This window comes from Streptomyces sp. NPDC002793 (assembly GCF_040295485.1).
Classification (GTDB): domain Bacteria; phylum Actinomycetota; class Actinomycetes; order Streptomycetales; family Streptomycetaceae; genus Streptomyces.
This window is the reverse complement of the sequence record NZ_JBEOVL010000046.1, coordinates 15,374-39,089: the sequence shown is the minus strand read 5'-3', so window position 1 is coordinate 39,089 and position 23,716 is coordinate 15,374. Positions and strand designations below refer to the sequence as shown.

General features: G+C 68.5%; 23 protein-coding genes and 1 pseudogene. 13 read left to right on the top strand and 11 right to left on the bottom strand.

The window, feature by feature from the left end:
* Nucleotides 1-2 precede the first annotated feature (2 nt).
* Nucleotides 3-551, bottom strand: coding sequence for an NlmOI (locus tag ABT001_RS30460; RefSeq protein WP_351284150.1), 549 nt, complete (start codon nucleotides 549-551; stop codon nucleotides 3-5).
* A gap of 698 nt (nucleotides 552-1,249) precedes the next feature.
* On the opposite strand from ABT001_RS30460, the gene ABT001_RS30455 reads away from it, so the two are divergent.
* Complete coding sequence (locus ABT001_RS30455) at nucleotides 1,250-1,636, top strand: hypothetical protein (RefSeq protein ID WP_351284147.1); 387 nt, start codon at nucleotides 1,250-1,252, stop codon at nucleotides 1,634-1,636.
* A gap of 920 nt (nucleotides 1,637-2,556) precedes the next feature.
* Here the strand turns inward: ABT001_RS30455 and ABT001_RS30450 are convergent.
* Nucleotides 2,557-3,447 carry a LysR family transcriptional regulator gene (locus ABT001_RS30450; protein ID WP_351284145.1) on the bottom strand — a complete coding sequence of 297 codons (891 nt, stop codon included), beginning with the start codon at nucleotides 3,445-3,447 and terminating at the stop codon, nucleotides 2,557-2,559.
* Between the two features lie 112 nt (nucleotides 3,448-3,559).
* Between ABT001_RS30450 and ABT001_RS30445 the strand changes: the two genes are divergently transcribed.
* A complete protein-coding gene (locus ABT001_RS30445; protein WP_351284142.1) occupies nucleotides 3,560-4,618 on the top strand; it encodes a zinc-binding dehydrogenase in 1,059 nt (352 codons plus the stop codon).
* A gap of 112 nt (nucleotides 4,619-4,730) precedes the next feature.
* On the opposite strand, the gene ABT001_RS30440 is transcribed toward ABT001_RS30445, so the two are convergent.
* From ABT001_RS30440 to tap, 3 genes are all read right to left on the bottom strand, one after another.
* Nucleotides 4,731-5,354 carry a hypothetical protein gene (locus ABT001_RS30440; protein WP_351284140.1) on the bottom strand — a complete coding sequence of 208 codons (624 nt, stop codon included), beginning with the start codon at nucleotides 5,352-5,354 and terminating at the stop codon, nucleotides 4,731-4,733.
* Between the two features lie 224 nt (nucleotides 5,355-5,578).
* Nucleotides 5,579-6,136: a telomere-protecting terminal protein Tpg gene (tpg, locus tag ABT001_RS30435; protein WP_351284138.1), complete on the bottom strand. Its 558-nt coding sequence runs from the start codon at nucleotides 6,134-6,136 to the stop codon at nucleotides 5,579-5,581.
* Nucleotides 6,137-6,148: 12 nt separating this feature from the next.
* Nucleotides 6,149-8,395 carry a telomere-associated protein Tap gene (tap, locus tag ABT001_RS30430; protein WP_351284135.1) on the bottom strand — a complete coding sequence of 749 codons (2,247 nt, stop codon included), beginning with the start codon at nucleotides 8,393-8,395 and terminating at the stop codon, nucleotides 6,149-6,151.
* 193 nt (nucleotides 8,396-8,588) lie between these two features.
* On the opposite strand from tap, the gene ABT001_RS30425 reads away from it, so the two are divergent.
* A complete protein-coding gene (locus ABT001_RS30425) occupies nucleotides 8,589-9,566 on the top strand; it encodes a hypothetical protein (protein WP_351284132.1) in 978 nt (325 codons plus the stop codon).
* A 1,165-nt stretch (nucleotides 9,567-10,731) separates the two neighbouring features.
* On the opposite strand, the gene ABT001_RS30420 is transcribed toward ABT001_RS30425, so the two are convergent.
* Nucleotides 10,732-11,121 (bottom strand): hypothetical protein, encoded by a 390-nt coding sequence (locus ABT001_RS30420; protein ID WP_351284129.1) that lies wholly within the window; start codon nucleotides 11,119-11,121, stop codon nucleotides 10,732-10,734.
* Between the two features lie 185 nt (nucleotides 11,122-11,306).
* Here ABT001_RS30420 and ABT001_RS30415 point away from each other — a divergent pair, with 185 nt between their 5' ends.
* From ABT001_RS30415 to ABT001_RS30395, 5 genes and pseudogenes are all read left to right on the top strand, one after another.
* On the top strand, nucleotides 11,307-11,603 hold the full coding sequence (locus tag ABT001_RS30415; protein ID WP_351284126.1) for a transposase: 297 nt from the start codon (nucleotides 11,307-11,309) through the stop codon (nucleotides 11,601-11,603).
* 14 nt (nucleotides 11,604-11,617) lie between these two features.
* Nucleotides 11,618-11,763 (top strand): annotated as a pseudogene (locus tag ABT001_RS30410) (IS30 family transposase); the annotation flags it as partial.
* Nucleotides 11,764-11,813: 50 nt separating this feature from the next.
* Nucleotides 11,814-12,107, top strand: coding sequence for a hypothetical protein (locus ABT001_RS30405; protein ID WP_351284123.1), 294 nt, complete (start codon nucleotides 11,814-11,816; stop codon nucleotides 12,105-12,107).
* A 380-nt stretch (nucleotides 12,108-12,487) separates the two neighbouring features.
* Nucleotides 12,488-12,748 carry a hypothetical protein gene (locus ABT001_RS30400; RefSeq protein ID WP_351284120.1) on the top strand — a complete coding sequence of 87 codons (261 nt, stop codon included), beginning with the start codon at nucleotides 12,488-12,490 and terminating at the stop codon, nucleotides 12,746-12,748.
* A gap of 443 nt (nucleotides 12,749-13,191) precedes the next feature.
* Nucleotides 13,192-13,491 carry a YncE family protein gene (locus ABT001_RS30395; protein WP_351284118.1) on the top strand — a complete coding sequence of 100 codons (300 nt, stop codon included), beginning with the start codon at nucleotides 13,192-13,194 and terminating at the stop codon, nucleotides 13,489-13,491.
* Nucleotides 13,492-13,604: 113 nt separating this feature from the next.
* Here the strand turns inward: ABT001_RS30395 and ABT001_RS30390 are convergent, their stop codons facing one another.
* Nucleotides 13,605-14,354, bottom strand: coding sequence for an SDR family NAD(P)-dependent oxidoreductase (locus tag ABT001_RS30390; protein ID WP_351284115.1), 750 nt, complete (start codon nucleotides 14,352-14,354; stop codon nucleotides 13,605-13,607).
* 128 nt (nucleotides 14,355-14,482) lie between these two features.
* Between ABT001_RS30390 and ABT001_RS30385 the strand changes: the two genes are divergently transcribed.
* Nucleotides 14,483-14,917, top strand: a complete 435-nt coding sequence (locus ABT001_RS30385; protein ID WP_351284112.1) for an Rrf2 family transcriptional regulator — start codon at nucleotides 14,483-14,485, stop codon at nucleotides 14,915-14,917.
* Nucleotides 14,918-15,063: 146 nt separating this feature from the next.
* Here the strand turns inward: ABT001_RS30385 and ABT001_RS30380 are convergent, their stop codons facing one another.
* Nucleotides 15,064-15,543, bottom strand: a complete 480-nt coding sequence (locus ABT001_RS30380; RefSeq protein WP_351284109.1) for a CGNR zinc finger domain-containing protein — start codon at nucleotides 15,541-15,543, stop codon at nucleotides 15,064-15,066.
* A gap of 106 nt (nucleotides 15,544-15,649) precedes the next feature.
* Here ABT001_RS30380 and ABT001_RS30375 point away from each other — a divergent pair, with 106 nt between their 5' ends.
* Nucleotides 15,650-16,516, top strand: a complete 867-nt coding sequence (locus ABT001_RS30375; RefSeq protein WP_351284106.1) for an alpha/beta fold hydrolase — start codon at nucleotides 15,650-15,652, stop codon at nucleotides 16,514-16,516.
* Between the two features lie 391 nt (nucleotides 16,517-16,907).
* On the opposite strand, the gene ABT001_RS30370 is transcribed toward ABT001_RS30375, so the two are convergent.
* Together ABT001_RS30370 and ABT001_RS30365 are read right to left on the bottom strand one after the other, a co-directional pair.
* Nucleotides 16,908-17,033, bottom strand: coding sequence for a hypothetical protein (locus tag ABT001_RS30370; RefSeq protein ID WP_351284103.1), 126 nt, complete (start codon nucleotides 17,031-17,033; stop codon nucleotides 16,908-16,910).
* A gap of 144 nt (nucleotides 17,034-17,177) precedes the next feature.
* Nucleotides 17,178-18,176 carry an NADP-dependent oxidoreductase gene (locus ABT001_RS30365; RefSeq protein ID WP_351284100.1) on the bottom strand — a complete coding sequence of 333 codons (999 nt, stop codon included), beginning with the start codon at nucleotides 18,174-18,176 and terminating at the stop codon, nucleotides 17,178-17,180.
* 121 nt (nucleotides 18,177-18,297) lie between these two features.
* Here ABT001_RS30365 and ABT001_RS30360 point away from each other — a divergent pair, with 121 nt between their 5' ends.
* Together ABT001_RS30360 and ABT001_RS30355 are read left to right on the top strand one after the other, a co-directional pair.
* Entirely contained in the window at nucleotides 18,298-19,173 is an 876-nt protein-coding gene (locus ABT001_RS30360) for a LysR family transcriptional regulator (protein WP_351284097.1), read from the top strand.
* A gap of 191 nt (nucleotides 19,174-19,364) precedes the next feature.
* On the top strand, nucleotides 19,365-19,790 hold the full coding sequence (locus ABT001_RS30355) for a hypothetical protein (RefSeq protein ID WP_351284094.1): 426 nt from the start codon (nucleotides 19,365-19,367) through the stop codon (nucleotides 19,788-19,790).
* Between the two features lie 66 nt (nucleotides 19,791-19,856).
* Here ABT001_RS30355 and ABT001_RS30350 read toward each other — a convergent pair whose 3' ends face one another.
* Nucleotides 19,857-19,991, bottom strand: coding sequence for a hypothetical protein (locus tag ABT001_RS30350; RefSeq protein ID WP_351284092.1), 135 nt, complete (start codon nucleotides 19,989-19,991; stop codon nucleotides 19,857-19,859).
* A 784-nt stretch (nucleotides 19,992-20,775) separates the two neighbouring features.
* Here ABT001_RS30350 and ABT001_RS30345 point away from each other — a divergent pair.
* On the top strand, nucleotides 20,776-23,604 hold the full coding sequence (locus ABT001_RS30345) for a helix-turn-helix transcriptional regulator (protein ID WP_351284089.1): 2,829 nt from the start codon (nucleotides 20,776-20,778) through the stop codon (nucleotides 23,602-23,604).
* Nucleotides 23,605-23,716 lie beyond the last annotated feature (112 nt).

Genomic DNA, 23,716 nt, shown 5'->3' with positions numbered 1-23,716 from the left:
GCTCACCGCTCGGTGTCGGCGGCCGCCGAGTCGCGGAAGCAGTCGATCAGGTCGACCTGCACCCAGTCGTCACCCTGCTGGACGAAGCCGCGTTTGCGGTAGTGGTCCGGGGTGACGGGAGTCAGTTCCTCCTTGAACACGAACGGCTGACCGAACGCGACGTACTCGCCGGTGCACCGGAGCGCCCCGTCCTGCCATCCCTGGCAGGTCGTGGTGCCGTGGTTGCCCCAGTCGTCGGTGTAGTGGGAGAAGAACGTCTCCGCCACACTGTTCCACCCGAAGAGCCATCGCGCGCGGATGCCCGGCACCGGGATCCACTGGGTCATCTCGTAGTACTGGCCGTTGGCGACGGGCCGGGTGTTCCAGGACGCCGTGCCCGAGGTCGGTGGTTCGCTGGACAGGTTGACGTACTCACACCGGAAGTCACCGAGCAGGAAGTCCAGTTCGTGCATCTGCTCAGCCGGTTTCGGAGCCGAGAACCCCGCCACAGCGGCTTCCGCTTCGGCGCCGGTCAGCACGTCAGCGGGAATGGACGAGTCGTCGACAGTCATGAGCGCTCCCGAGATTCTCTATGAGATGTACCACTGGCCCAGCATGAACGCGGCGACGGCGAGCATCGTCCCCTCCACCGCATCGAATCCAATCAAAGCGCTCAGATGAGCGCAGGTGCGCACGTCGTGCCCTCCGCAGCACAGTTCCGCCCACCGGCACCAAAACCGTACTTCGATCAAGTGATTTTGACCAGAGACACCTTCCCAACTCCGGCACAGCAACAACACATGCCACCCGGGATTCATGCCAGTTGCACGCATGCACCAAGCCAGCTTTCACCCTGCCCGATATTTGACACTTTGCCGAAAAATGCCCGCGAGTGCTCATGACAGCGCACATAATCGAGTAACTAGGATATTGGCGAAACAATCATCGACCTAAGTTCACTCTTCTTTAACCTCGATCCTTCGCGACGGTCCACCGACGGAGTCGGTGGACCGTCTGGCGTCCTCCCGGCCTGTGACACTGGTGCTCCCAAGGGCCGGAAGCTGCTGGTCATCTGGGGGGCAGCAGGTCGAGCCGGGCCAGGGATGCGCTGATCTCGTCGGTCCAGGACCAGTGGCGCGGTCGGGGCGGCGACCGATTTCCCGATTCCGGGCACGCCTGTCTGCCTCACCAGTCAAACGGTCCGGCCGTGCCGGTGTACCAGGACAAGCCTGAACTCGTCGACGGTCGGGCGTAACCCGCCACCGCGCGGATGAACGTCGACAGGGAACAGAGGAAGTTCGATCTCATCGCGAGCATGTACGCCGTGGTCCACGGTGAGGCGACCGGTCCGCGCGCCGACATCCTGACCGCTCAGGCCCTGACCTGCACCGCGGATCACCAGGGACTGCTGACCTCCATCAGCCCGGACGAAGAAGCACCTCCGACCACCGCTGCGCCGACCGACTCCTTTTGCCGATTTTTCCAGGAAGGCCTCCTCGGTCGGAACGAAAAGGGCGGCTACATCAGCTTCCGACGGCTACACGCAGCGCGCACTCAGCGAGATCCCGGCGATACGGTCAGGGAAATAACTCGTCAAGCAAAGTCACTAGACCTGCGGTTTTATATTCCTGGAGAATTCATGGCAGGAAGAAGCTGAATAAGCCCGATCGCCAGCGCACATACGAAATCGAGTACAAGGTTCTGCTGGGCCTCTGTGGAGCGGCGTTTGCGATGCCGCGTGACCTTGAGGTGCACTGGATGCCGGCCTGGGGGCAAGGGGATGAAGCGGACCTTTCTGATGCTGGTCCGATCGACGCTGCAGAGCTGGCGCCCCCTTACGGTGACCGACACCAGGCACCACTTGAGTGGCATGCTGCGGGGCGGATCACGCAGGTCCACCTGCCACAACAGCCCGGTCTGGCCTCGGCGGCGGGCTCTGTGGATCAGACAGCGCGACCGCCATCCCAACCGGCCGGCGAGGTTGCTATGCACCTGCACCGCAATGTCCCTCACTCGGCCCCCTCTACGACCCCACCATGTGACCGCCCACGATGACCAGTCGGTGACGCACTCCGAGCGCTTCGGTGAGGCGTCTCCAGCCTGACGGTGACATGACGTCAGCCTAGGTCGTGCAGCAGTCGAAGACCTCTGAACTGCCGCACATCTACGGCATGACCAGGACCGTTCACTAGGGCGTGTTTCGGAAGTCCCGCCTGCCTGGCGGCGTCTGGCACGCCCTAGCACCCCAACGCGGCTCCGGCAAGAACCCCAGTGCTTCCCGAGCTCATCAACATCACCTGACAGTGGTTCTGAGCGCCTTCCGAACTCGTCGACAAGTGACGTCGCTACTGGGTCCTGGCACAGATCTTGGGGAGCCGTCGCGGAGCGTCACCTCGGCGTTCTATATGAGAGGACCGTTCGTCAGTTGATGTATGTTCTCGCTGCCGTAACCACAGACGTCGGCGGAGAGCCGGTGCCGAGAGACGGCGGCAACGGGGAGCATGTGGCAGCGAACACGCGATGGCGGAAGCCCTTGCACGCGCGGACGGCTCGGCTCCCCCGTACGCGGGAGCCGCGTCACCGGAGATGCTGGTCGACCAAGCGCTCGAAGGCGCGGGCCGCCGCACTGAGGGTGCGGTTGCCGGGCGTGGCCAGGGATATCGGCCAGTTGAGGTCCGCGCCGGTGATGGGCAGCGAGACGAGGTCGGCGTCGGGCTCGGTACTGCCCCGGGGCAGCAGAGCGACGCCCAGGCCGTGGCGGACGAAGTCGGCACCGGCCCCGATGGCGGTGATCTCGATGGCGACATGGCGCTGAAGTCCGGCCGCGGCGAACGCGCGATCCGTTACGGCGCGGTTGCCATAACCGGAGGGGAAGTCGACGAATGCCTCACCGGCCAGATCCCCGAGCGCCACCCGGCTCTGGAGGGCAAGCCGGTGCCCCGCAGGAACGACGAGGTCCAACCGCGTGGTGGTGAGGTCTCTCCACTGCGCGCCGGGCGGCGGCGAGCCAGGGATCGAGACGAATGCGAGGTCGAGCCTGCCCTCGGTGAGCGCCTCGAGGAGCCCGGGTGAGCCGCCGCCTGACGCTGCGGTGGCCAGGCACACGGAGACAGCGGGGTGCTCACGGTGGAAGCGGCCCAGCAGTGCCGGCAGGTCGATCATCCCGAGAGAACTCAGCGTCCCGACGCGCAGGGTGCCGCGGACGCCACCGTTGACGGCGTCGACGGCGTCACGCGCGTCCCGGGCGGCGTCGAGGGCAGCCCGGGCCTTCGGCAGCAACACGCGTCCCGCGTCCGAGAGGCTGACCCGCCTGGACGTGCGCTCCAGCAGTCTGGTGTGCAGCTCCCCTTCCAGGGCTGCGATCGTCGCCGACACAGCCGACTGCACGACGTGCAGCCGGGCGGCGGCGCGCGTGAAGCTCGACTCCTCAGCTACAGCGACAAAGCACTCCAACTGGCGCAGTTCCATTTCCCCACCATCTCTCAAGGTGATGGCTGCGAGCAAAATCATTCGTTGGACGTGATCCATCGGTGGACGGAGTGTGGAAGGCGTACGAGCCCACTTCTCCAGGAGCCCCGCCATGACCACCGCACCGTCCGGCCGCCGCCACGCCCCTCGCGCCCGCCACGGCCTCGGCCCCCACCGCGAGATCCGACTGGCGGCCCGCCCCGCGCCGGGGGCGCCGCTCACGGACGACCTCTTCGAGATCGTCAAGGTCCCGACCCCCTCCCCCGAGGCCGGCCAGCTCCTCGTACGCACCAGGGTGATGAGCGTGACCGCCGTGATGCGGACGCTCATGGACGAGACGACCGACGTGCCGATGCGCCCCTTCACGCTCGGTGAGCCGCTGTACGGCCCCGCGATCGGCGAGGTCGTATCCGCCCCCGGCACCCGTTTCTCCCCCGGCGACCTCGTACAGCACGATCTGGGCTGGCGCGAGTTCGCCCTTCGGGACGCCTCCACCGCGAAGCGCGTCGACCCCGGCCTGCTGCCCGACCCGGCCGCCTACCTGTCCCAGGGCCCCACCGCCTGGATGGGCGTCACCCGCGGAGCCGAGGTACGCCCGGGGGACACGGTCTTCGTCAGCGGCGCCGCGGGCGGTGTGGGGTCCCTCGCAGGGCAGGCCGCCCGGCTCCGCGGGGCCCGGCGGGTCGTCGGCAGCGCCGGCTCGCAGCGCAAGGCGGACATCCTGCGCGAGGAACTCGGTTACGGCGCCGTGATCCTCCGCGGCGAGGGATCAATCGAGGAGCAACTCCGCGCCGCGGCTCCGGAGGGCGTCGACGCGGTGATCGACAACGTCGGCGGCGAGCAACTACAAGCGTCCATCGCCGTCGCCAACCAAGGCGCCCGCATCGCCATCGTCGGGGCGCTGGGCACCCAGCTCACGGCCTCTCGCTCCCCGACGACGGCCATCGACACCTTCTCTCTGCTGACACGGGGCATCACCTTGCGCGGTACCGTCCTGCATGCGGACCACCTCGACCTGATCCCCGAGTGGTACCACCAGTTCGGCGCCGGGCTGCGCGACGGCACGCTGACCTTCCCTCACTCCCGGCTGCACGGCCTCGACAACGCCCCCTTGGCCCTGCGCGAACTGGTCGAAGGCCGCCACGTGGGCGCGGTCCTGGTGGAGCTGTGAGAGCAACGCGCCGCCATCAACCTCATGACCCGCCGCCTCACCCACGAGACCACCCCCAACTGGCGCGACACCTGGACCAAATGAAACAGACATCGGAGAACCAGACGCTCACTCAGTATCCCCAGCTGGCGTAGATGGTGACGCTCTCGCCGTTGTCCCTGGCTCCGACGCACACGTCACGCCAGTCGAGCAGCCAGCCGCTGGAGCGGCAGCTCTCTTGCTGGAGGCCCAGTTCGCGGATGATCTCCGGGCGGGACAGACCGTTCCCGCTGGCGACCGTCGCAGCGCGCCAGCAGCCGCCGGAACCGCAGCTGGTGCCTTCGTTGACCATGCGGATGCCTGGCGGCAATGAGGGGAGGGCCTTGGACGGCGGAGCGTCCGATCCTTCGCCGATTATCAGCGCATACAGGAGCCCGGCCACGAGGGTGAGGGCGAACTGCATCCCCAGGAAGCCGATCGCTCCGTTGCGGCGGGGAATCCATTCTGGGGGAGGGGAGTTCTCGTGCCGTCCTTCCAATCCCGCACCGCAGGCGATGAGCAGAGGCGCCAGGGCCGTGAACACGAGATGTGCGTCGGGCCCGGGGGCGTGGATCCAGCCCTGCTGGACACTGATCAGCAGACCGGCTCCGGCGAGCAGTGTGCCGCCGATCACGAAGCCGACAGGGCGGGTGCGGGCGATCGTCGTCCAGACAACGGCGGGCGCGACGGCGAAGAATATCCCCAGGACGATCAGCATGTACGGGGGGACGTGCGGCCTCGGGTGCCCGGTTCCACACGGCAGGGGTACATCTCAGGCCCGCAGGCCGGTCGTTCACGCCCTGTAGTGCGGCGAAGTCGTCGTCGCTGAAGTCTCACCCGCGCGCACCTACGGCCCTGCCGGTGACAGCAAGTCTGCCCATGTAACAACTATCGCGCTTCGGCTCACCCATAAGGCGGTTCGGGCCCGTGCTGCGGGGCGATCTACAGGTCGAACTCGAGGTGCTCGATGTCGGTGAATCGGACCTCGTCCAGGGAGCCTGCGCGGCGGCCGCCGTCCTGGAAGTAGATCTCCTTGAGCGCTTCAGCCGCGATCTCCTGGAGCTGGGCGTCGCCGGCGCCCTGCTCCTGGGCCTCGAAGAGACGGGCGGCGTAGACCGGGGGCAGGGCGACGGTCAGGTGCCGGATGCGGTCCTGGTCCGTCGATCCGATCGGGGCGGTGTAGCCCATGCGGGCGCGGGTGTCGATGATGATGCCGCCGGTGGTGGCCGCTTTCGCCTTGGCTTTGGCCCGGATCTGCGGCTGCCACCTCTTCTTCACCTCGTGCTCCATGCGTGCGGCGAGGTCGGGGCGGGGCTTCTTGATCTGGCCCTTCACGTACCGCTCGACGGTGCGCTGGGAGACCCGCAGCATCTGGGCGACAGCCTTGGTGCCGCCGAGCTGCTTGATCAGGTACCGCATCTGCGGGCCCGCGTTCTTGGGTGCCGGGCGGGTGAACGCCTTCTGCACCGCCTTCTCCAAGCCGTCCCCGATCAGGCTCATCGTGGCCTTCTCCTACTCTCCGTTGTCGACGTCGGTGACGGTGCCGTCCTTGATGGACCGGGCAAGGTTGAGCTCCGGGGCATTGAACCGCTCGCGGACTTCCTCGCCCCACAAAACGGACTGGGTGCCTTCGTGCTTGACCAGGCCGGGGTTGATGCCGAGCTTGAAGCCGCCGGGCAGCGGCTTGCCCTCCCGGTAGGGCAGGAAGTCAAGCGGCGAGGGCCCGTCGGCGGCGTAGACGACGCAGTCGGACAGGATCGCGATCGGGTACTGACCGGTGAACGCCGCGTGCTTGACAATCTTACGATGGAGGTTGATCCGGGTGCGGGAGATGACCGCGGCCCGGATGTCGGGGCGCCACGTCGGGCGCTCCAGGGCCCGCCACCGCTCGCCCGGCCGCCAGCCCTCGCCCCGGGGCCGCTCGCGCAGCTTGCCCAGGCCGCCCTTGACCGTCGCCTTGATCGCCGAGACGACGATTCCCAGCTCCGGGTCGCGCTCCTTGCAGCCGTCCATCGCCGTGAGGAAGTCCTCCGGCGACAGGTCGGCGTCGACCCCGAGATCGGCCATCGTGGCGAGGTAGGCGTCACGCAGCCGCTGGTACCAGCCGTCCAGGTAGCGGCCGTTGTCGTACCGGACCCACGCCTCGGTCGGCGTCACGTCGTAGCCGAGCTCCTGGGCATAGGCGACGGTGGGCGTCGCATACCAGGCCAGGCCTTCCGGCCGGTCACCCTTCGGCGTGAACGGGGAGGGCAGCAGGCTGCCGTCCAGCCTCACCCGCTCCTTGCCGACCTTCACACGGGACAGGTCGACGTGGGACAGGTCGACCAGCCACGAGCCGGGCAGCTTCGGGTCGAACACCGGATCCTTGACGCGCGTCGGCTCCCCCAGACCGACGGTCAGCCCGTTCGCACCGGCGGCGAAGGCCATGTTCACGTCCAGCCCGACCAGATGGCGCAGGGTGCACTCGTCATCGGTCATCGGCCGCGCCCAGTCGTACGCCTCTTCGAACAACTTCTCCGCCGGTCGCCGCACATGGAAGCGCGGCAGGTCCTTGAGCAGCGGGTGTCCGTCCGGTGCCTCGCACGGCGCGCAGTCCACCGGGTCCGTGCCCAGCGACCCGGGCGACTTCTCGTCGGCCTGCCGCAGAACGCCGGTCTCCTCGTCCCGTACGGCGTGGGTCGGCGGGTGCAGCGCAGTCATCAGCTCCAGGCCGGTGACAGCGGTGGAACCGCGCGGCGTCATCACCCGAGATGCGTACACGCCCAGGACGCGGGCGAGCTCCGCCGGCGGAAGCTGGGCGGCGGCGCCCCAGAACCGAGGGTCCAGCGCGTTCCATGACGGGATGCACAGCTGCACGCACTGGCGGTCCGAGCCCTTGGCCGGACGGTAGATCCGCGCCCACGGCCCGAAGCCCCTCTTGGTCAGCTTCCAGTCGGCGCGGGTCAGCTGCTTGACGACCTTGTGGCCCTCCGGGATCCGCCCGGCGTTCTTCTCCTCCTCCGTGAAGGCGACGGGCAGGCCATAGCGCTCCAGGGTGGCCGCGGTGAGCACGAGCAGCGGGTCGGCGGGCCGTCCCGGGCCGGAGAGCTTCTGCTGCCCGAGCTTGGCCTCCGTCAGGGTCCAGTCGACCAGGGAGGGCAGGGACTTGGCAGGCACGTCCAGGACCAGGCCGCCTACGCAGTACGCCACCACCTTCCCGGCCTCGACGTCGACAACGGCCAGCGGGCCGTTCTCGAACCGCGGGTCCACCTCGCCCGCCGCGGTTCCGGCCGGGGCTGTCTTGCTCGCGCCGAGGCGGCGCGACATCGACGTCGGCCTGGTGGTGCGCGCCGGACGCGGCGCGGCCGCCGGAGCCTCGGTGGCAGGAGCAGGAGCGGTGCTGGTCCGGGTGTTCTGGGTTTCCGTCATGTCCGCAGCCTCGGACGCCGGACCTGTGGGCAGAGACCGCGCTTCCGACGGATCGGGCGCTGCGGTGAATGTGGCCGACACCGCAGCGTCCTGGACGGGCGCGGCAGGGTCGGCGGGGTAGAGCTCCGCGAGCTTGTCCAGCAGCCGGGCGTAGGCGTCGCGCTCCGGCGGGCGGGGCTCGGTCTTGCCGGCCTCCCAGCCGGACACTGTCGCCCGGCGCACCCGCAGCGCGGAGGCCACTTCGTCGATCGTCAGGCCGTGCGCGGCACGCAGCCGCTTGCGCTCCGCAGGGGGCGGCAGCGTGGCGCGGGACGCGAGCAAGGCGTCGACTGCGTCGAACAACTCGGACATGGATTACCTCCTGAACCAGCACCTTACGCCGTAAACGTACGACACGCGTACGTTCGGCGCGCAAATTGCGTACATCGTCCGTTCGGGAGCGGAGGTGTGGTCCAGGCCAGCGGATGGCCAGAAATCGGCGCGTCACATGGAGTGCTTATGAGGAGATACGGCCGGCTGCATCTCTGAGTAACCAGGGGGTTACGTGAAGTGGAAAGACGCGTTCAGTGCCGCGATGAAGGAACTGGAGGCGATGCGGGGCCAGCTCGCACCGGTTGACCGTCTTGAGGACTCGACGGTCGGCCTGACAGCCCTGCATGGTGAGGTCACCCAGAGCCGTCTGAAGATTCTGGAGGCCGTCCAGACAGGCGTCACCGGACTGCGCGAGGAGAACCGCGAGGTTCGTCGCCGCCAGGACCGGATGATCAGCGACCTCAACGACACCCGGAGTGAGCTCCGGCAGCTGCTGGAACTCACCGACACCCTCCGCCCCCTCGCGGCGCTCCGGAGGCCGGCCGACGAACCCGATGCCAGCGCACCGGCGCCTGTGGAGCCTGCGGCCCCGGAGCTAAGTACTGAGCCCGGCTTCGGTCCCGCCGCCTCCGCAGCGGACCAGCCGCCCACCTCATCCGACACCGACTCCCAGGGGGGAACCATGGACGACAACGGCCGTCAGGCGCAGCCCGAGCCCAAGCACCAGGATGAAGCGCAGGACGCCGCCCTCAAGCAGGCGATCGAGGCCGCCTACCAGGGCAAGGGCACTCCCGCCGCGCCCTCTTCCGTCGTCCCGCGGACGGCCGAGGAGGGGCAGGACCCACGGGTCAACCACGGTGTCCTGCTGCTGAAAGCCGCCGGGGTGGCCTCCGCGGACCTGATCGCCCACCGCGACACCTGGGAGTGGCTCACCGCCCTGGCCGTCGACCACGCCCACTTCCGTACCCCGCCCTCGGTCGAGGACGTCAAGGAAGGGCGCGTCCAGACCGTCCTGTCCGGCCGCTCCGTCATCGCCCTGCTGATCAAGCTGTGGGAGACCCGCCACTCCGCCACCCCACTGGAAGCGGACTGGGCACTGGCCATGACCGCCTACAACCGGATCGCGGCCGAACTCACAGGTGTCGACGGCGAAGGCCAGACCATCCGCATCGTCCTGGACGACGGCCTCCCCCACACGGCTGAGGACTGACACCATCTCCCGCCGGCCCGCCATGGCACAGCAGGAGGCCCTCACCGATCGCCGCTCGGCGAGGGCCTCCGGGCGTTCAGAGTGCGGGGGTGCAGCCCCAGCCGAGGTCCGGCTCGAACCCACCCGGTTTGGACTGTCATGACGGTGAAGGTCGGCCGGTACACGGACAGGGATCTCGCGCGAGCTGACCCCAGAAGTTTTCGTTCGAACAGGTCCGCCGCCGACTCGGTTTTCTCGTCCCACGACAGCGGGCGTCCCCGCTTCGCGAGGCCTTCCGTCGTGGAGCAGCTGCTGCGGTGGAGAGAGACTTTCCCCGCGACGTACGGGTGGAGGCTTTGATCAGCGAACCGCTCCTTCTGGGCCAGGGCGAAGTCCCTGAACTTCTCCAGCTCAGAACGCGCCTCCGCGCACCGTGTGCAATCCGGGCTGTGGTCCGGCAAGTTTCTCTCCGTACGTTGTCAGGCGGCCTGTGAGGGCCAGGCGTGGCCTTGGGCCCGAGCTGGTGTGATCATGGTCAGCCCCGCGCGTTCGGCGCGAGGCGTTGCAGGGCCCATACCCGGAATGCGTGGGTTCCATCTACTCCCAGCACGGCCTCGCCATCACCCGTCAGGTCCAGCAGCCCCGAAAGACGATCCGACCGCCTTCCTCCTCATCCCCCCCGGGTGAGAACGAAACGGCCGGTCGAGTGTTGCCGCCCCACGCCACGTCCTCGTCGACAGTCCACTCCACATGATGCTCGCGCCCCACTCCCGTCGGGTCACCGCACCAGAACACCGCAGCGGCGCCCGCCTCCGAGCGCACCCGAACCGTCGCACGCCCGTCTGCGATCTACCCCACCGCTTCCACCTGGACCAACACCCCGCGATCATCCACGGCAGCACTGCGTTCCCGAACACTCCTGCCAGGACAAAACGCTCTTTGAGTGGTGCGGCCTCGATACCCCGCAGCGCCTATGCGCGGTGTTCAACATCACTCCGGAGACCGGACTCCGCTGCACCCGGAGCCCACGGACAGCGATGACGTATCCGGCTGCAACATGGAGACATCCTGACCGACCTCCACGCTCACCTGCTGGCCGCCATCGTCGAGCTCGGCGCTGAGCAGGAGCTCCCAGCTACCCGTAACGGGCGCTTCAGGGGCGCGGTCATCCCAGAAGGCTGCCCGGTCAGCGCCGTCCGCCGCCGACGCGGCGGTCGTCGGCCAGTGCGGTCAGCGGGCCGAACTCGCGGGCAAGCTGGTTCCACGTCAGAACCTCGCCACAGCGGGCCGGGAACTCCTTCGGGTTGAACTCGGGCATGGTCCAGGTGCCAGTGCCCCGGTCCCGCAGCCACAGGTCCCCGTCACCATCGACCACAGTCGGCGGCACCGGTACGGGATCGGCCTGATCGGTGGGCTCCCAGGTGACCCGGCCCGGGTGGGAAACGCGGCGCAGCTCGGTGGTGGCCAGCCGCGCGGCCAAGTCACGGATGGACTCTTCGGCGTTTTTGACCGACGCGAGTCGGAATGCGTCGTCAAGTACGGGCAGGGCTGGATTCTTGCTGCGCTTTGAACTCATACGCTGACTACCTCCGGTGGGGGGCGTCACATCCGTTATGGCACCCCGTAGGGGAACACGGTATCCGAGACGGGAGCCGGGCCGGCTACGACCACTGTCCAGGTGGAGGCGCCGGCATGAAGCTTCCCCTTGATCGTGGACACCTGGAGACTGGGATCTTGAGGTTCCAGAGGAAGTAGCACCAGGTGGGAAGCAAATACACGAAGCGGTACACCGAGGAGTTCAAGCGGGACGCGATCGCGCTCGTCGACTTCTCGGGCAAGACGGCTACCGCTGTCGCCCGGGGGCTGGGCATCGGCTCCGAGTCCCTGCGCGGCTGGTACCGCCGGGCCAAGGCCGCCCGGGGCGAGGGCGCCCCGGGCGAGCTGACCAGCGCCGAACTGCGTCGGCTGCGCAAGGAGAACCGCGAGCAGCAGCAGCAGACGATCGAGATCCTGAAAAAGCGACGGCGGATTCAATCGGTCGTCGCAACACCTTCGTGAGCTGGGGGTTTGTGATGGGTGTGGGAAATCGGCAGCGGGCGGTGCGGGAGTCGCGGGGCAGATGCCCTCGCCAGGGCGGCCGAGCGTTGCCTGGCGTGAGGACCGGGTCAGGTTCTGGAAGGCGATCGCGCGGGGGCTGAGTTCGGTGGATGCCGCATCGCCACCGCCTACCTCGCTCCTGGCCTGGTAAGGGACTTCCAGGCAGAAGCGATGACGATCGTCGCTCCTGAGGACGACTCCTGGGCCGTGGCCGGCCCCGACGGCACCACCGTGCGCATCCACGGACCGCGAGATGTGTGGGCCGAACTGGAGGAAGTCCATACCCGCTGGGTCCGTGCCGGCCGCCCCAGCACATACGGGGTCGAGATCCCGGCGGCAGGCGGACCGCAACACGTCACCTCCGGCACCGGGCCCGGCGCCCTGATGTGGGCTCTGCCTGACCCCTCCGGTGCGCCGCAACCCCACCGGTCCCGGTGCCTGCCCGAAATGGAGGAAACGCTGTGAGGCTGATCGAGTCGGCTGCAGCTGACTACGCCCGGGACCGTCCGGGCAGTTCCGACGAGGTGGTGCAGTGCTGATCGGATGCCTGGAAGACGTCGGCCATCCCGTACTACTCGGCCTCGGGGCGGGCACCGACCAGGTCATCCGCCAGGGTCCCCGCCGGCACGACCGGCCACGATCCCGCCAGGGGGGGTGCCCGGCCGCAAACGCGGCCTGGCAGTGGACGTCCTCGACCTGGGTATCGCAGTCGTCGTCCTCGCCGCAGCGTGGGGTGCCCGCGGCGCCACCACAGGACCGGCCACCCCGCAGGTGAATGGGGCGGACGAAGGGTAAGCACCGGGGCGAAGGCGTGTCCGGTGGGAGGGCGGCGCGTTGTACCGGCCATGAACGTATACCGAAACCTCACCGTCGCCGCGGCCGGATGCCTTCTGCTGGCCGGCGCCCCCACTGCCCAGGCCGACGATTTCGCTCCAGCAGTGACCAACACCGTTCTCACTGCCGGCACCGCCGGAGTGCGGACGGGCACGGCCGCCCATGGAGTGGCGGAACAGACCGGAGTCGCGAAGAAGGTCCCGGCTGTCATGGGCCTCGTACAAGACGGGGCCGACGCGCTGGCCGCACGCGACGGGTCGGCCAGCAGCTGATCACCCAGGGGTCCTCGAAGCCAAGAGACGACCACCACCATGTATCGAGACCGCTGGAGCCGGCATGTCGGTGATCTGCAGTTCCTCAGCGCCCGGCTGCAGCACCAGACTTCCGCGTCATCGAGTAGGGCCACCCACCGCCGCACGCGCGGCGTTGCGGCTGACACTCGCACCTGTCGGCGACATGTGAATCGTGACCTCTGACGGTGAATCAAAACTGACACGTCTCGTGGGATCTCGAAGAACACTGTGAAGCGGGCGTCAACTCCTGACCGGCCGCCGGCGTACTCCCGGCCGGTCAGGAGCTCGGCAGTCGACGCCGGTAGAGCCGGCCCGTACTGCGGGATTGGCGCTGAGTGGACTGGTCGCTTTGGCCACCCCGCCCGCACAGGCGCTCGCACCGTCCCCGACGGCCTGCATCACCGACCTGATGAGGAAACGAGGTGTCGGTGCTGGGCACCGCCACCAACGCGGTCAGGGCCACGACCCCGGTCGGCAGCAGCCCGATCGGGGTGGTGGCCTCTCCGGACGCGGCGCGGGTGTGCGTCACCAACAACGGCTCCGACTCGGCGTCGGCGTCGGCCAAAAGACTGTCACTATCGGCGTGGAACCGGCCGCGAGAGGAAGGCGTCGTAGAGTTCGATACGTCGTTCCCAGCGGACCACGAAGCGTCTGGACTGGTGGAGCAGGGCGATCTGTTTGATGTTCGGGGGGCTGTGCTGGCAGTCAGCGCCTGGATGTAGCGGCGTCCCAGCTCACCGCGCACAGCCTCGAGCCGCACACCGTGTCGCGGGCCGTCGGCGGTGCGCGCCCCGGAGGCGCGATGTCCTTCGGGGCGCGCGGCAGTGGATCGGGTTCAGGCGTTGTAGCCGCCGTGGGCGTCGAGCACGGCGCCCGTGACGTACGACGCTGCGGGGCTCGCCAGGAAGGCGATCGCCGCGGCGATTTCGTCGGGGTGCCCCATGCGTTGCAGGGACAGCGAGCTGACCAGCACCTTGAGGGTCTCGGGGTCCGGCGGTTGCATGCCGCCCTCCATCAGTCCGGCCTCCACGACGTTGGCCGTGATGTTCCGGGTCCCGAGGTCGCGTGCGACGCCCATGGTATACCGCTCGATCCCTGACTTGGTCGCCGAGTAGTCGGCAAGGCCAGGGGTGCCGACCCGGGAGCCCAGTCCGGAACTCACGGTGATGATGCGGCCTCCCGTGCGCATCGCTCGGGAGGCGGCCCGGATGACAGCAATCACGCCGAGGTAGTTGGTGGCGTGCATGCGGTCCAGTGCGTCGGTGTCGGCGTCCGGGTCGTCCACCGTGCCGGCCACGGAGATCGCCGCGTTGTTGACGAGGATGTCCAGGCCGCCGAAGTGCGCGACCACGTCGTCGATCAGCGCCGGCGCCCGGCTCGTGTCCGCCTGGTCGGACTGGAACGCGACGGCCTTGGTTCCTCTGCCGCGCACCTCGTCGACGACGGCCTGCGCCTGCTCCTCGGAGCTGACGTAGGTGAAGGCGACGTCGGCGCCCTGCTCGGCCAGCAGCCGTACGGTCGCGGCTCCCAGTCCGCGCGACCCCCCGGTGACCAGGGCGACCTTGCCCCTGAGTGACTTGCTCATTCTTCTCACCTCGTTGATTGAACCTTCCCAACTGTCGCAACAGTAATTGTTACGACAAGCTGTTGCAACTGTCGCTGTTACGACTGCACTGTCGTAACATGAACCGTTGCGGCCGACAGGAGGAGTTCATGAGCGCCAACAGCAGGTTGACCATTGCCGCGCACGCGCTGGCCTGGATCGGTCTCTACCAGCGCCAGGGCCATGAGGTAGCCACCTCCGAGCAGATCGCGACCAGTGCGAACACCAACCCCGTGGTGATCAGGCGGCTGCTCGGCGAGCTGCGCAGGGCCGGACTCGTGGAGTCCCGGCGAGGCGTGGGCGCAGGCTGGTCACTGGCACGCGAGCTGGAGTCGATGACCCTGCTCGACGTGTACAAGGCCGTGGAGCCCGGCCCGCTGTTCGCGATGCACCGCACCACCCCGGACCAGGGATGCGTGGTGGGTTACGGCATCCAGCCGGCGATGCAGGGCATCTACGAAAGCATCGAGGAGACCCTGAGACATGAGCTGGCTCGCGTCACGCTCGAGACCGTGCTCCGGGACGTCCTCGCGGCGCCTCGCTAGCCCTCCCCCGGCCACACCCTGACATCACCGGGATCCCCTCGCCGCCCAGGCCGGTGAAGCCGCCACCGGGGCCGCCCGCCGAGAAGGCCCCCTTGCAGCTGGGCGGGGTTTCCCGTTCGCCTCCCGCCGGGCCCTTGGGTGCGGATTCAGCGGATGCGTTCGTAGTGGCGACGCGCTTTCTCGCGGTTGCCGCAGACCGCCATCGAGCACCAGCGGGCGCGGTTGGCGCGGCTGCGGTCGAGCAGGAACAACCGGCACTCGGTATTGGCGCAGGGGCGCAGCCGGCCGGGCATCTTGTGCTCGATGGCGGCCCAGGCGAGGACCGTTTCGACGGCCAGCCGGGCGTGCGGGGGAGATCTGACCGCCCACTGGAGGCCGTCCGAAGTGACCTCCGGGACCTGGTGGACCCCTTCCAGCAGCGGGCCCAACGCGACAGGCGAGCAGCTTCCGCGCACCACGTCGCGCAGGACGTCCCGCGCCTCGCGCAGCAGCGTCAGTTCCGCGAGGCTGCCGTCGCCACCGTGTTCCCGCGCCCAGCGCCTGCCTGCGTCGGGGTCGCCGAGCGCGTCCTGCTCCTCGCCGTTGATCAACGGCCTGCTGTTGAGCAAATCCAGTAGCGCGTCCATCGGGTACCACCGTCCTCCTAACTGGATCGAATCGTTTGACAGGTTAGTTCATTCCGTGCTTGCGTAGCGAGTCGCTAACCAGATCAAACACACAAAGGGGTTAGAGATGAGCTCGGTGCACCACCGGACCGCCACAGTCGACGGTCATGAGATCTACTACCGCGAAGCCGGCCCCGCCGACGCCCCCGCGATCGTGCTGCTGCACGGCTACCCGACCAGTTCGTTCATGTTCCGGGAACTCATCCCGCTGCTGGCCGACGACTACCACGTCATCGCACCGGACCACCTCGGCTTCGGCCACTCCGATGCCCCGCCCGCAACGGAGTTCGACTACACCTTCAACGCCCTCGCCGAACTCACCTCCGGGCTGCTCGACCAGCTGGGCCTGGACCGCTACGCCCTCTACGTCCAGGACTACGGCGCCCCCATCGGATGGCGCCTCGCGCTGAAGAACCCCGAGCGGATCTCCGCCCTCGTCACCCAGAACGGCAACGGATACGAGGACGGTTTCGTCGAGTCGTTCTGGGCCGACGTCTGGGCCTACGGGGCGAACCCCGGCCCCGACACCGAACCCGCCGTCCGCGCCGCGCTGAGTCTCGACGCCATACGCTGGCAGTACGTACACGGCGTGCCCCATCCGAGCGTGGTCAGTCCGGACACCTGGGAGCACGACGTCGCGCTCGTCTCCCGCGAGGGCAACGACGAGGTCCAACTGGCGCTGTTCCGCGACTACCAGAACAACCGCCCGCTCTACCCACTGCTGCACGAATACCTGCGCACCAGCGAGGTTCCTGTGCTCGCTGTCTGGGGCCGCAACGACGAAATCTTCGGCCCGGCGGGCGCACGCGCCTTCGCCCGCGACGCCAAGGACTCGGAGGTGCACCTGATCAACGGCGGCCACTTCCTGCTGGAGAGCCACTTGGACGTGGTCGCCGGCTACCTTCGTGGTTTCCTCGGGCGGGTGCTGGGATAGACAGAGCCGGGGCAGGAGACAGACCCTTCGCAGGCCACCGCACCAGTCCCCGGCTCGGCTCGGTCGTACGGCGCTCCCGCCCCGGGCGCGGGTCGGGGAGAGCGACGCCGAGACGATGGCAGGACACCGGCGGGCGCTGTTCGGCCTGAAAACCAGCAACCGCCCTGAATACCGGTGGCGCCGCTCGGGGCGGGCGGCAGCAACGGGGCCACCCGCTCCCCAGGTCGTCAGGAACGAGATCAGCACATACTCGGACACCCTGCCGACCAAGATCGTCGAGCACAGGCCCCGCGGCGCAACTCATTCCGAAACGATCAGTGAAAGGCGTTGTCCCTATCTGGTACAGATGAGGAACACCCCGGCGAGAGCATCCATATGCTCTCGCCGGGGTCTACAGTTCGGTCTGCACCGGCCCGACGGTGGGTGGCGGATCGCCGAGCTCACCCTGACGCCGGCACACGTCAGCGGTGGTGGCATCCGTCGTCGTGACCACGACACCGACCAGGTGGTGCCGCATCCTTCCGGTCCGGACCGTGTGCCCGTCGCGGACGAGTCGAGCACCGCCGCGTGGTGGCTTCGGTCAGGACCGCTTCCAGCTCGGGCGCATTCAGCTCGTTCAGGGCGTGGGTGTACTTCGCCACCGCCTGCTGGAGTTCGGCGATCACGGAAGCACCGTCAGCACGATCTTGCCTTGGAGGTGACCCTGTGCGGCTCGCTGGTGTGCGTTCCCCGCATCGGGCAGTGGGTAGGTGCTGTCCACCCCGACCTGGAGCTTGCCCTCGCCGAACAGGCGCCCGATCTCGGCGAGCTGGGGACCGTTGGAACGCACCTGAATGTTCGAGACCGTGATGCCCAGACTCGCCGTCTCTTCCGGGTCGTACTCGGCGAAGAACACCGGCAGCATGGTGCCGCCGCGCTTGAGTACGGTCAGAAAGCGTGAGCTGTCCGGGCCCCCGACGGTGTCGATCACCAGGTCCACACCGCTGACCACGTCCGCAGCCTGCGTCCTGGTGTAGTCGATGAACTCATCGGCGCCGAGCTTGCGCAGGATCTGCTCGTGCCGGCCGGAGGCCACCGCGATCACGTGTGCCCCCTTCCATTTCGCCAACTGCACCGCGAAGTGGCCCACTCCCCCGGCGGCCCCGTTGACCAGCACGGTCGTTCCTGGCGTGATCGGCACCGGCTGGTGCACCTGGCCGGTGAAGGGAGACGGCACATCGTGGCCGAGATCAACCAGGTACTGCCAGGCCGTAAGCACGGCCATCGGCGCCCCAGCCGCCTGCACATGGTCGACACCGGCCGGCTTGTGAGCCAGGTCGGAAGCCGGCGCGGCCACATACTCGGCGTACGTCCGGCCGTCGAATCCGGGGAACCTCAGCATTCCGAAAACCTCGTCGCCGGCGGCGAATCCCAGCACGTCCGGAGCGACCGCCTGGACCACGCCCGACATGTCCGTTCCGGGGATCAGGGGGAACTCCAGCGTCGGCCTCATCTCTGCCGGCATGACCTTCATCCCCTCACGCAGGTACCAGTCCGGCGGGTTGACGCCCGCCGCGTGCACCCGGACGAGCACCTCGCCCGGGCCGATCTCCGGCACCGGCACCTCGTCATACTGCAGAACTTCCGGCCCGCCCGCTTCGTGGAACTGGATCGCCTTCATCGCGCCCGTCGCTTTCTTGGGAAAAGTTGTTCCTTCAGTCAAGGCTGAGGACGCCCTGACCGTCCAAGACCCGTTCGGCAACCTGGTCATTCCGAAACGGCATGACACGTACGCTGGAAGGGTGAACGATCTCGGACAGGACCTGGAACTGCGGCTGGTTCGCTACTTCACCGTGGTGGCGGCGCACCAGAACTTCGGCCGGGCCGCCGCTGATCTGCATGTGGCCCAGCCGGCGCTGAGCCGCCAGATCCAACGGCTCGAGAAGCATCTCGGCGCACGCCTGCTGGACCGCACGCCCCAAGGCACCCGGCTCACTCCGGCCGGGCAGATGTTCCTCCCTCAGGCACAAGCCCTGCTGCAGGCCGCCCGCCAGGCCGAACTGGCCGTGCGCGAACAAGCCGAGACCGAACGAATCGCCATCGGCTACGTTGAAGACCTGGTGATCACTGCCGCCGTACGGGTACTGCGCCGCCGTCATCCGGACGCCGAGATCGCCACCCGGTATCTGAGCTGCCGCGATGTCGGAGCGCTGTCCGACAAGCGCGTCGACGCCCTGATCGCGCGGGCCCCGCTGCCGCTGGCCGCCGACGACGTGTTCACCACCCTGCTGTACGAGGAGCCCCGGATGCTCGCGGTCCCTCGCGGCCATCACTTGGCCGACCGCGCGTCGGTGGCCGCGGAAGAACTGGCCGGCGAGGAGGCGGCGCCATGCGCCTTCGAGACCGAGGACTGGACGTCCTACCGGATCCTCGGGGCGGGCGTGCCACCGATCGAGAGCTACGAGGACAAGCTCGAACTCGTCGCGAGTGGCAGGGCGATCGCCGTGCTGCCGGTCGGCGATCGGCGTAGCTCACTGCGCCCCGACCTCGTCACCGTCCCGATCGAGGGCGCTCCCCCCAGCCAGGTCGTCCTGGTCAGCCGCAAGGGCGACCCGAATCCGATGATCAGGAATCTCCGGCTGGCTGCCGAGGCCGTCCTGACCGCCCCGGCAGCCTGACCGACACCACCGCCCAGCCACCGCCCTGGATGTGGACGTGGGGACAGGACCCGATACGCTTCCTCACCTGGGAAGTGCCTCCGACAGCGGCGGGAACAACGGCCCCGACAATCCCCATTGTTGCTGATCAAAGGCACATACGCGTACCTGACGACCCGTCGGACAGTCAGCTTCATGAAAGCGCGAAAGTAGTGCCTGACCCCATCTTCGCAGTTCCCGTCCTTGCCGTCCTGGCCGGGTTACTGATGCTGCGTCGCGGCGTAAGAGCTCCATGGCACGCGCAGCCCATTGCGCTTGTCGGTGTCGCCGGGGCCTCCGGCGGCTTCGCGGTCGTGGTGTGGGGGGTCGGCGTCTTCGCAGGGGGGCTGGACAGTCGGGAAACCTGTGAGCTCACCCATCACACCACCTACGACCAGGCGTGGCGGGAGCGCACGGGAGCGGACGGCACATCGTTCTTCCCGTTGGCCGACGCATGCAACGAGCACATCAGTCTCGTGCCCGCATGGGTGAACCCCATGATCGTCGCTCTCGCTGTCCTCACCGTCAGCGCTCTTTCCCTTGCTCTGTTCCGGATCGCTCACGCGATCTTCCACAGGAAGAAGCTGGTCTCCGCCTGAACGGATCAGCGCCCGGCGTCCGCACGCTTCAGGCTGGCCGAGTGCGGCAACCACGCGGACGCCGTGCTACTGCGGCATCACCGGCAGAGCAGGGAACTTGCGTCCGAGCGCCATGAACTCGTGGCGCAGCCGCTGGAACTCGTCACCCTTGGCTGCCAGGACAGAGCGAGGCGTCTCGTGCCGCTGCTCGACGAGGGGCAACCCGACCTGAGCGCAGGCGAGTTAGCAGATCGGTTGGCACGTGATCTCAGCGCGACGGAGCGCCGCACGGTGGCTGCCGTGGCCTTGCGCGGCTCACCCTGCGGGCCGGATCCGCTGCGCCGCGAAGCGCGAATGTTCATCTGTGCCCGTTCGGGCGACCTGACGTCCTCGGATTCGTCGCGCCGGGCGATGTCACTCATGTCGGCGGGTGCGCCCTCGGCCTCGCGCGTGGGGCCCTCGGAGTACACGCACGAACATCGAGTTTCGGTCACCAAGGGTGACCCGGACGAGTTAGGGGGTGTAAAGATCTACGGGCCCCCGCCGGGACTCGCATGGGTCCGCAGCGGAACGGTCGACGAGTGGGCCGGGGTGCCGCTCGCGACGACGGGGATTTCGAATCAAGGAGAACGCGAGGGACCTATGCCCGTTTTCCTTGATTTACCTCTTCCTGTCTTCTTGGAAGCGGCAATGGCATATCGGGTGAACTCCGGCAGATGCACCATGCCAACACCCTTACCGTCGGCAACCCCTTTGAGGAATCATCAGGCCCCTATTCTTCGGTCCTCAGGTGATTCTCCGGCCCCTGCACGGACAGTGAAACCGTTGCGCTGCGGCCGATCTTTATGCAATCTTTGCCGAACATCGCGACTTCCATGACCATGGAGCCTGACAGCCCGCGACAGCGGGCTACCAGGGCAGTTTCGGGCATGAGAGCGCCGGCTGCACACAGGGACCCCGTGTGCGGCAGGCGCTGCATACGGGGAGGCTGAAACCAATCGTGCTGGTGCACAGAGAAGAAGAACTGGCGCTGCTCCGCCGGGCCTATCACGACTGCGAGAGACAGGGGCGCGGCCAGGTGGCGCTGATCGCCGGCGCCGTGGGCAGCGGCAAGACTCATATGCTGGAGCAGCACGGGAAATGGGCCGCAGCGGCCGGCGGGCGCATACTGACCGCCACCGGTTCGCGGGCCGAACGCAACCTGCACTTCGGGGTTCTGGGGCAACTGCTGCACGGCCTGCACCTGGGCCAGGAGGAATCCGCCCGGATCGAGGACCTGACACGCGAGGCGGCGTCGTCCCTCACGACCGCGACCGCCGGGAGCGACGACAGCGACACCCTCCCCGTCGACGGCCCCCTCTGGGGGCCCCTGCTGCGCAGTGTCCACGCTGCGCTGTCCCGTGCGGCCGCCCAGCAGCCGTTGCTGCTGGCAGTCGACGAGCTGCACCACACGGACGCGGCCTCGCTGCACTGTCTGCTGTTCGTCATCCGGCGCCTGCGGCACGCCCCGATAACGGTGGTCTTCGCGGAGACATCCGTCCCCGGGTCGGCCCATCCGGTCTTCCACGCCGAGCTGCGCAGCCAGCCGTACTTCGCCGGGATCACCCTCCCGCCGCTCACAACCGACTCGATCATCGGGCTGCTGGGCCAGGAGGGGAGACCCGCCGACATACGCCAGGAGGCCGGACGCCTGTTGCGGATGACCGGGGGGAGCTCGCTCCTCGTCCAGGCATTGATCGACGAACGGGACGCCCCGGGCAACACGGACGACAACGACCCTCGCGAGGACGACACCTTCAAGCGCGCCGTCCTCGGCTGCCTCTACCGTCACGAGCCCGCCGTCCGCCAGGTCGCCGAGGCCCTGGCCGTTCTCGGCCGCCCGGTCTCCCCGGAGCTCCTCGACCAGCTTCTCGACGTACTGCCCAACACGACGGCGCCGGCGGTCCGCGCCCTGCACAACTCGGGGCTCGTCGAGCACAACCGGATACGTCACCCCCGCATCCGGCACTGTCTCCTCTCCGACCTCGCTCCCGAGAGGAAGCAGAAGCTGCACCGGAGGGCGGCCGAGGTGCTCCATGAGGGCGGGGAGGAGCCGAGCGTCGTCGCCGAGCACCTCATCGCCTCGGCCTGGACCGACACACCCTGGGCGTCGCCCGTGCTCCAGAGGGCCGCCGCCCAGGCCCTCGCGGCAGGCCGGCCCGACCTTGCGGCCGCCAGCCTCCGGCTGGAGACGCAGGAGGAGACCGCCGGCCAGGACATCGCCACCACGGCGATGCTGGTCAGTGCGCGCTGGCAGAACAATCCCACCAGCGTCGGTCAGCAGCTCGACCACCTCGTGAAGTCCGCCCGCGCCGACGGCTGGTCCACCACCGCAGCTCTCTCCGCCGTCCCGTACCTCCTGTGGCAGGGGCGCGTGGACGAGGCCGTCGAAGCCGTCGAAGGTTTCCGGACGGCCGGACCTGACGACGACCCGGCCGGCCGGCGCCGGACCATGGAACTCCTCATCGCCCTCTCGAACCCGGACCACCTCGCGAGCGCCAGGGAGTCCGCGGGTTCCCGGCACCGGATCACCGAGGTCCCGCCCAGCGCGGGACCTCGCCTGCGGGCGCTTTCCGTGCTCGGCGGCGCGATGATTCCGTCGGCCGGGAACAACACCGTCGTCCAGGCGGAGCAGTTGTTGCAGCAGTACCACGCCGACCCCGGCTCACTGGGTCTGCTGGCCGCACCTCTGCTGGCGCTCCTGTATTCCGGCCGCGCCGACCGCGTCGCGTCCTGGGGTGAGATCCTGCTGAAGCAACCGCCCGCACGGCACGCGCCCGCCTGGCTGGGCGTCATACGGGCCATCCACGCGGAGGCTGCGCTACGACTGGGCGACCACGAGGCCACCGAACGGCTCGGGAAGGCCGCACTGGTGGACGTGCCCTGCGCCGGGTGGGGGGTCGCCGTGGGCGGGCCGCTGGGCACGCTGGTCACCTGTGCCACGGAGCAGGGCAGACACGCCGAGGCAGAGCGCTGGCTCGCCCAGCCCGTACCGCCGGGAATGTTCCGTACTCCCGCGGGCATCCATTACCTGGCCGCACGGGGCCGGCACCATCTCGCCATGGGGCGCGCCCAGGCCGCCACCGCGGACCTGCGCCGCTGCGGCGAGCAGATGCGGCACTGGGGCCTCGACACGGCCGGACTGCTGACCTGGCGGCTCGAACTGGCCAAGGTGCAGCTCAGCCTCGGAAATCGTACCCATGCCGCGCAGTTGCTCCTGGAGCAGTTGCGCGTTCCACACGGTCTCGACGACCGCACCCGAGGCCGGGCGCTGCGGCTGTTGGCGTCCACCGCGGTGCCGGACCAGCGGCACAAGCTGCTGTCGAAGGCGGTCACTCTGCTCCAGGCCAGCGGCGACCAGCAGGAGTTGATGCTCGCGCTCAACGACATCAGCCATGCGTTGCAGCGGTCCGGGGACTCGGCCCAGGCGCGGCTGTTCGTCCGCTGGGCGCATCAGCTGGCGCAGGGCGCTGCGGACGGCGGTTCCATGATTCCCGGTCAGCAGGACCGGAGGCAGCCGGCGGGCGGCACTCGCGAGCAGAACGGGCAGCAGGACGCGGCGAGTTGGGAGGCGGATCCGGTTCTCAGTGAGGCCGAGCACCGGGTGGCGGTGCTGGCTGCGCAGGGGAACACCAACCGGCAGATATCCGACGCGCTGTTCATCACGGTCAGCACGGTCGAGCAGCATCTCACGCGGGCGTACCGGAAGCTGGACGTGAAGCGCCGTACGGATCTGCCGAAACGTCTGGCCTCCTGTGCCGGGCCGGTGGCCGAGGAAGCGGAGAAGGTGTTCTGAAGCCCTGCCCCCGCGCCCTTCGGCGCCGTCTTCGGCCGGGTGCCGGGGCACTGGCAGCCGTCGGGCGCGGGGGTGCGTCAGGCCGTTCCTCAAGGCGCTGTCCGTCACGGGG

What these genes read in the sequence shown, in the direction of transcription:
- ABT001_RS30455 (WP_351284147.1), top strand. Translation starts at nt 1,250, where the DNA reads ATGAACGTCGACAGGGAACAGAGGAAGTTCGATCTCATCGCGAGCATG.
- ABT001_RS30450 (WP_351284145.1), bottom strand. Translation starts at nt 3,447, where the DNA reads ATGGAACTGCGCCAGTTGGAGTGCTTTGTCGCTGTAGCTGAGGAGTCG.
- ABT001_RS30375 (WP_351284106.1), top strand. Translation starts at nt 15,650, where the DNA reads ATGAGCTCGGTGCACCACCGGACCGCCACAGTCGACGGTCATGAGATC.
- ABT001_RS30380 (WP_351284109.1), bottom strand. Translation starts at nt 15,543, where the DNA reads ATGGACGCGCTACTGGATTTGCTCAACAGCAGGCCGTTGATCAACGGC.
- tpg (WP_351284138.1), bottom strand. Translation starts at nt 6,136, where the DNA reads ATGAGCCTGATCGGGGACGGCTTGGAGAAGGCGGTGCAGAAGGCGTTC.
- ABT001_RS30440 (WP_351284140.1), bottom strand. Translation starts at nt 5,354, where the DNA reads ATGCTGATCGTCCTGGGGATATTCTTCGCCGTCGCGCCCGCCGTTGTC.
- ABT001_RS30365 (WP_351284100.1), bottom strand. Translation starts at nt 18,176, where the DNA reads ATGAAGGCGATCCAGTTCCACGAAGCGGGCGGGCCGGAAGTTCTGCAG.
- ABT001_RS30385 (WP_351284112.1), top strand. Translation starts at nt 14,483, where the DNA reads ATGAGCGCCAACAGCAGGTTGACCATTGCCGCGCACGCGCTGGCCTGG.
- ABT001_RS30370 (WP_351284103.1), bottom strand. Translation starts at nt 17,033, where the DNA reads ATGCGGCACCACCTGGTCGGTGTCGTGGTCACGACGACGGATGCCACC.
- ABT001_RS30445 (WP_351284142.1), top strand. Translation starts at nt 3,560, where the DNA reads ATGACCACCGCACCGTCCGGCCGCCGCCACGCCCCTCGCGCCCGCCAC.
- tap (WP_351284135.1), bottom strand. Translation starts at nt 8,395, where the DNA reads ATGTCCGAGTTGTTCGACGCAGTCGACGCCTTGCTCGCGTCCCGCGCC.
- ABT001_RS30390 (WP_351284115.1), bottom strand. Translation starts at nt 14,354, where the DNA reads ATGAGCAAGTCACTCAGGGGCAAGGTCGCCCTGGTCACCGGGGGGTCG.
- ABT001_RS30420 (WP_351284129.1), bottom strand. Translation starts at nt 11,121, where the DNA reads ATGAGTTCAAAGCGCAGCAAGAATCCAGCCCTGCCCGTACTTGACGAC.
- ABT001_RS30460 (WP_351284150.1), bottom strand. Translation starts at nt 551, where the DNA reads ATGACTGTCGACGACTCGTCCATTCCCGCTGACGTGCTGACCGGCGCC.
- ABT001_RS30405 (WP_351284123.1), top strand. Translation starts at nt 11,814, where the DNA reads ATGACGATCGTCGCTCCTGAGGACGACTCCTGGGCCGTGGCCGGCCCC.
- ABT001_RS30400 (WP_351284120.1), top strand. Translation starts at nt 12,488, where the DNA reads ATGAACGTATACCGAAACCTCACCGTCGCCGCGGCCGGATGCCTTCTG.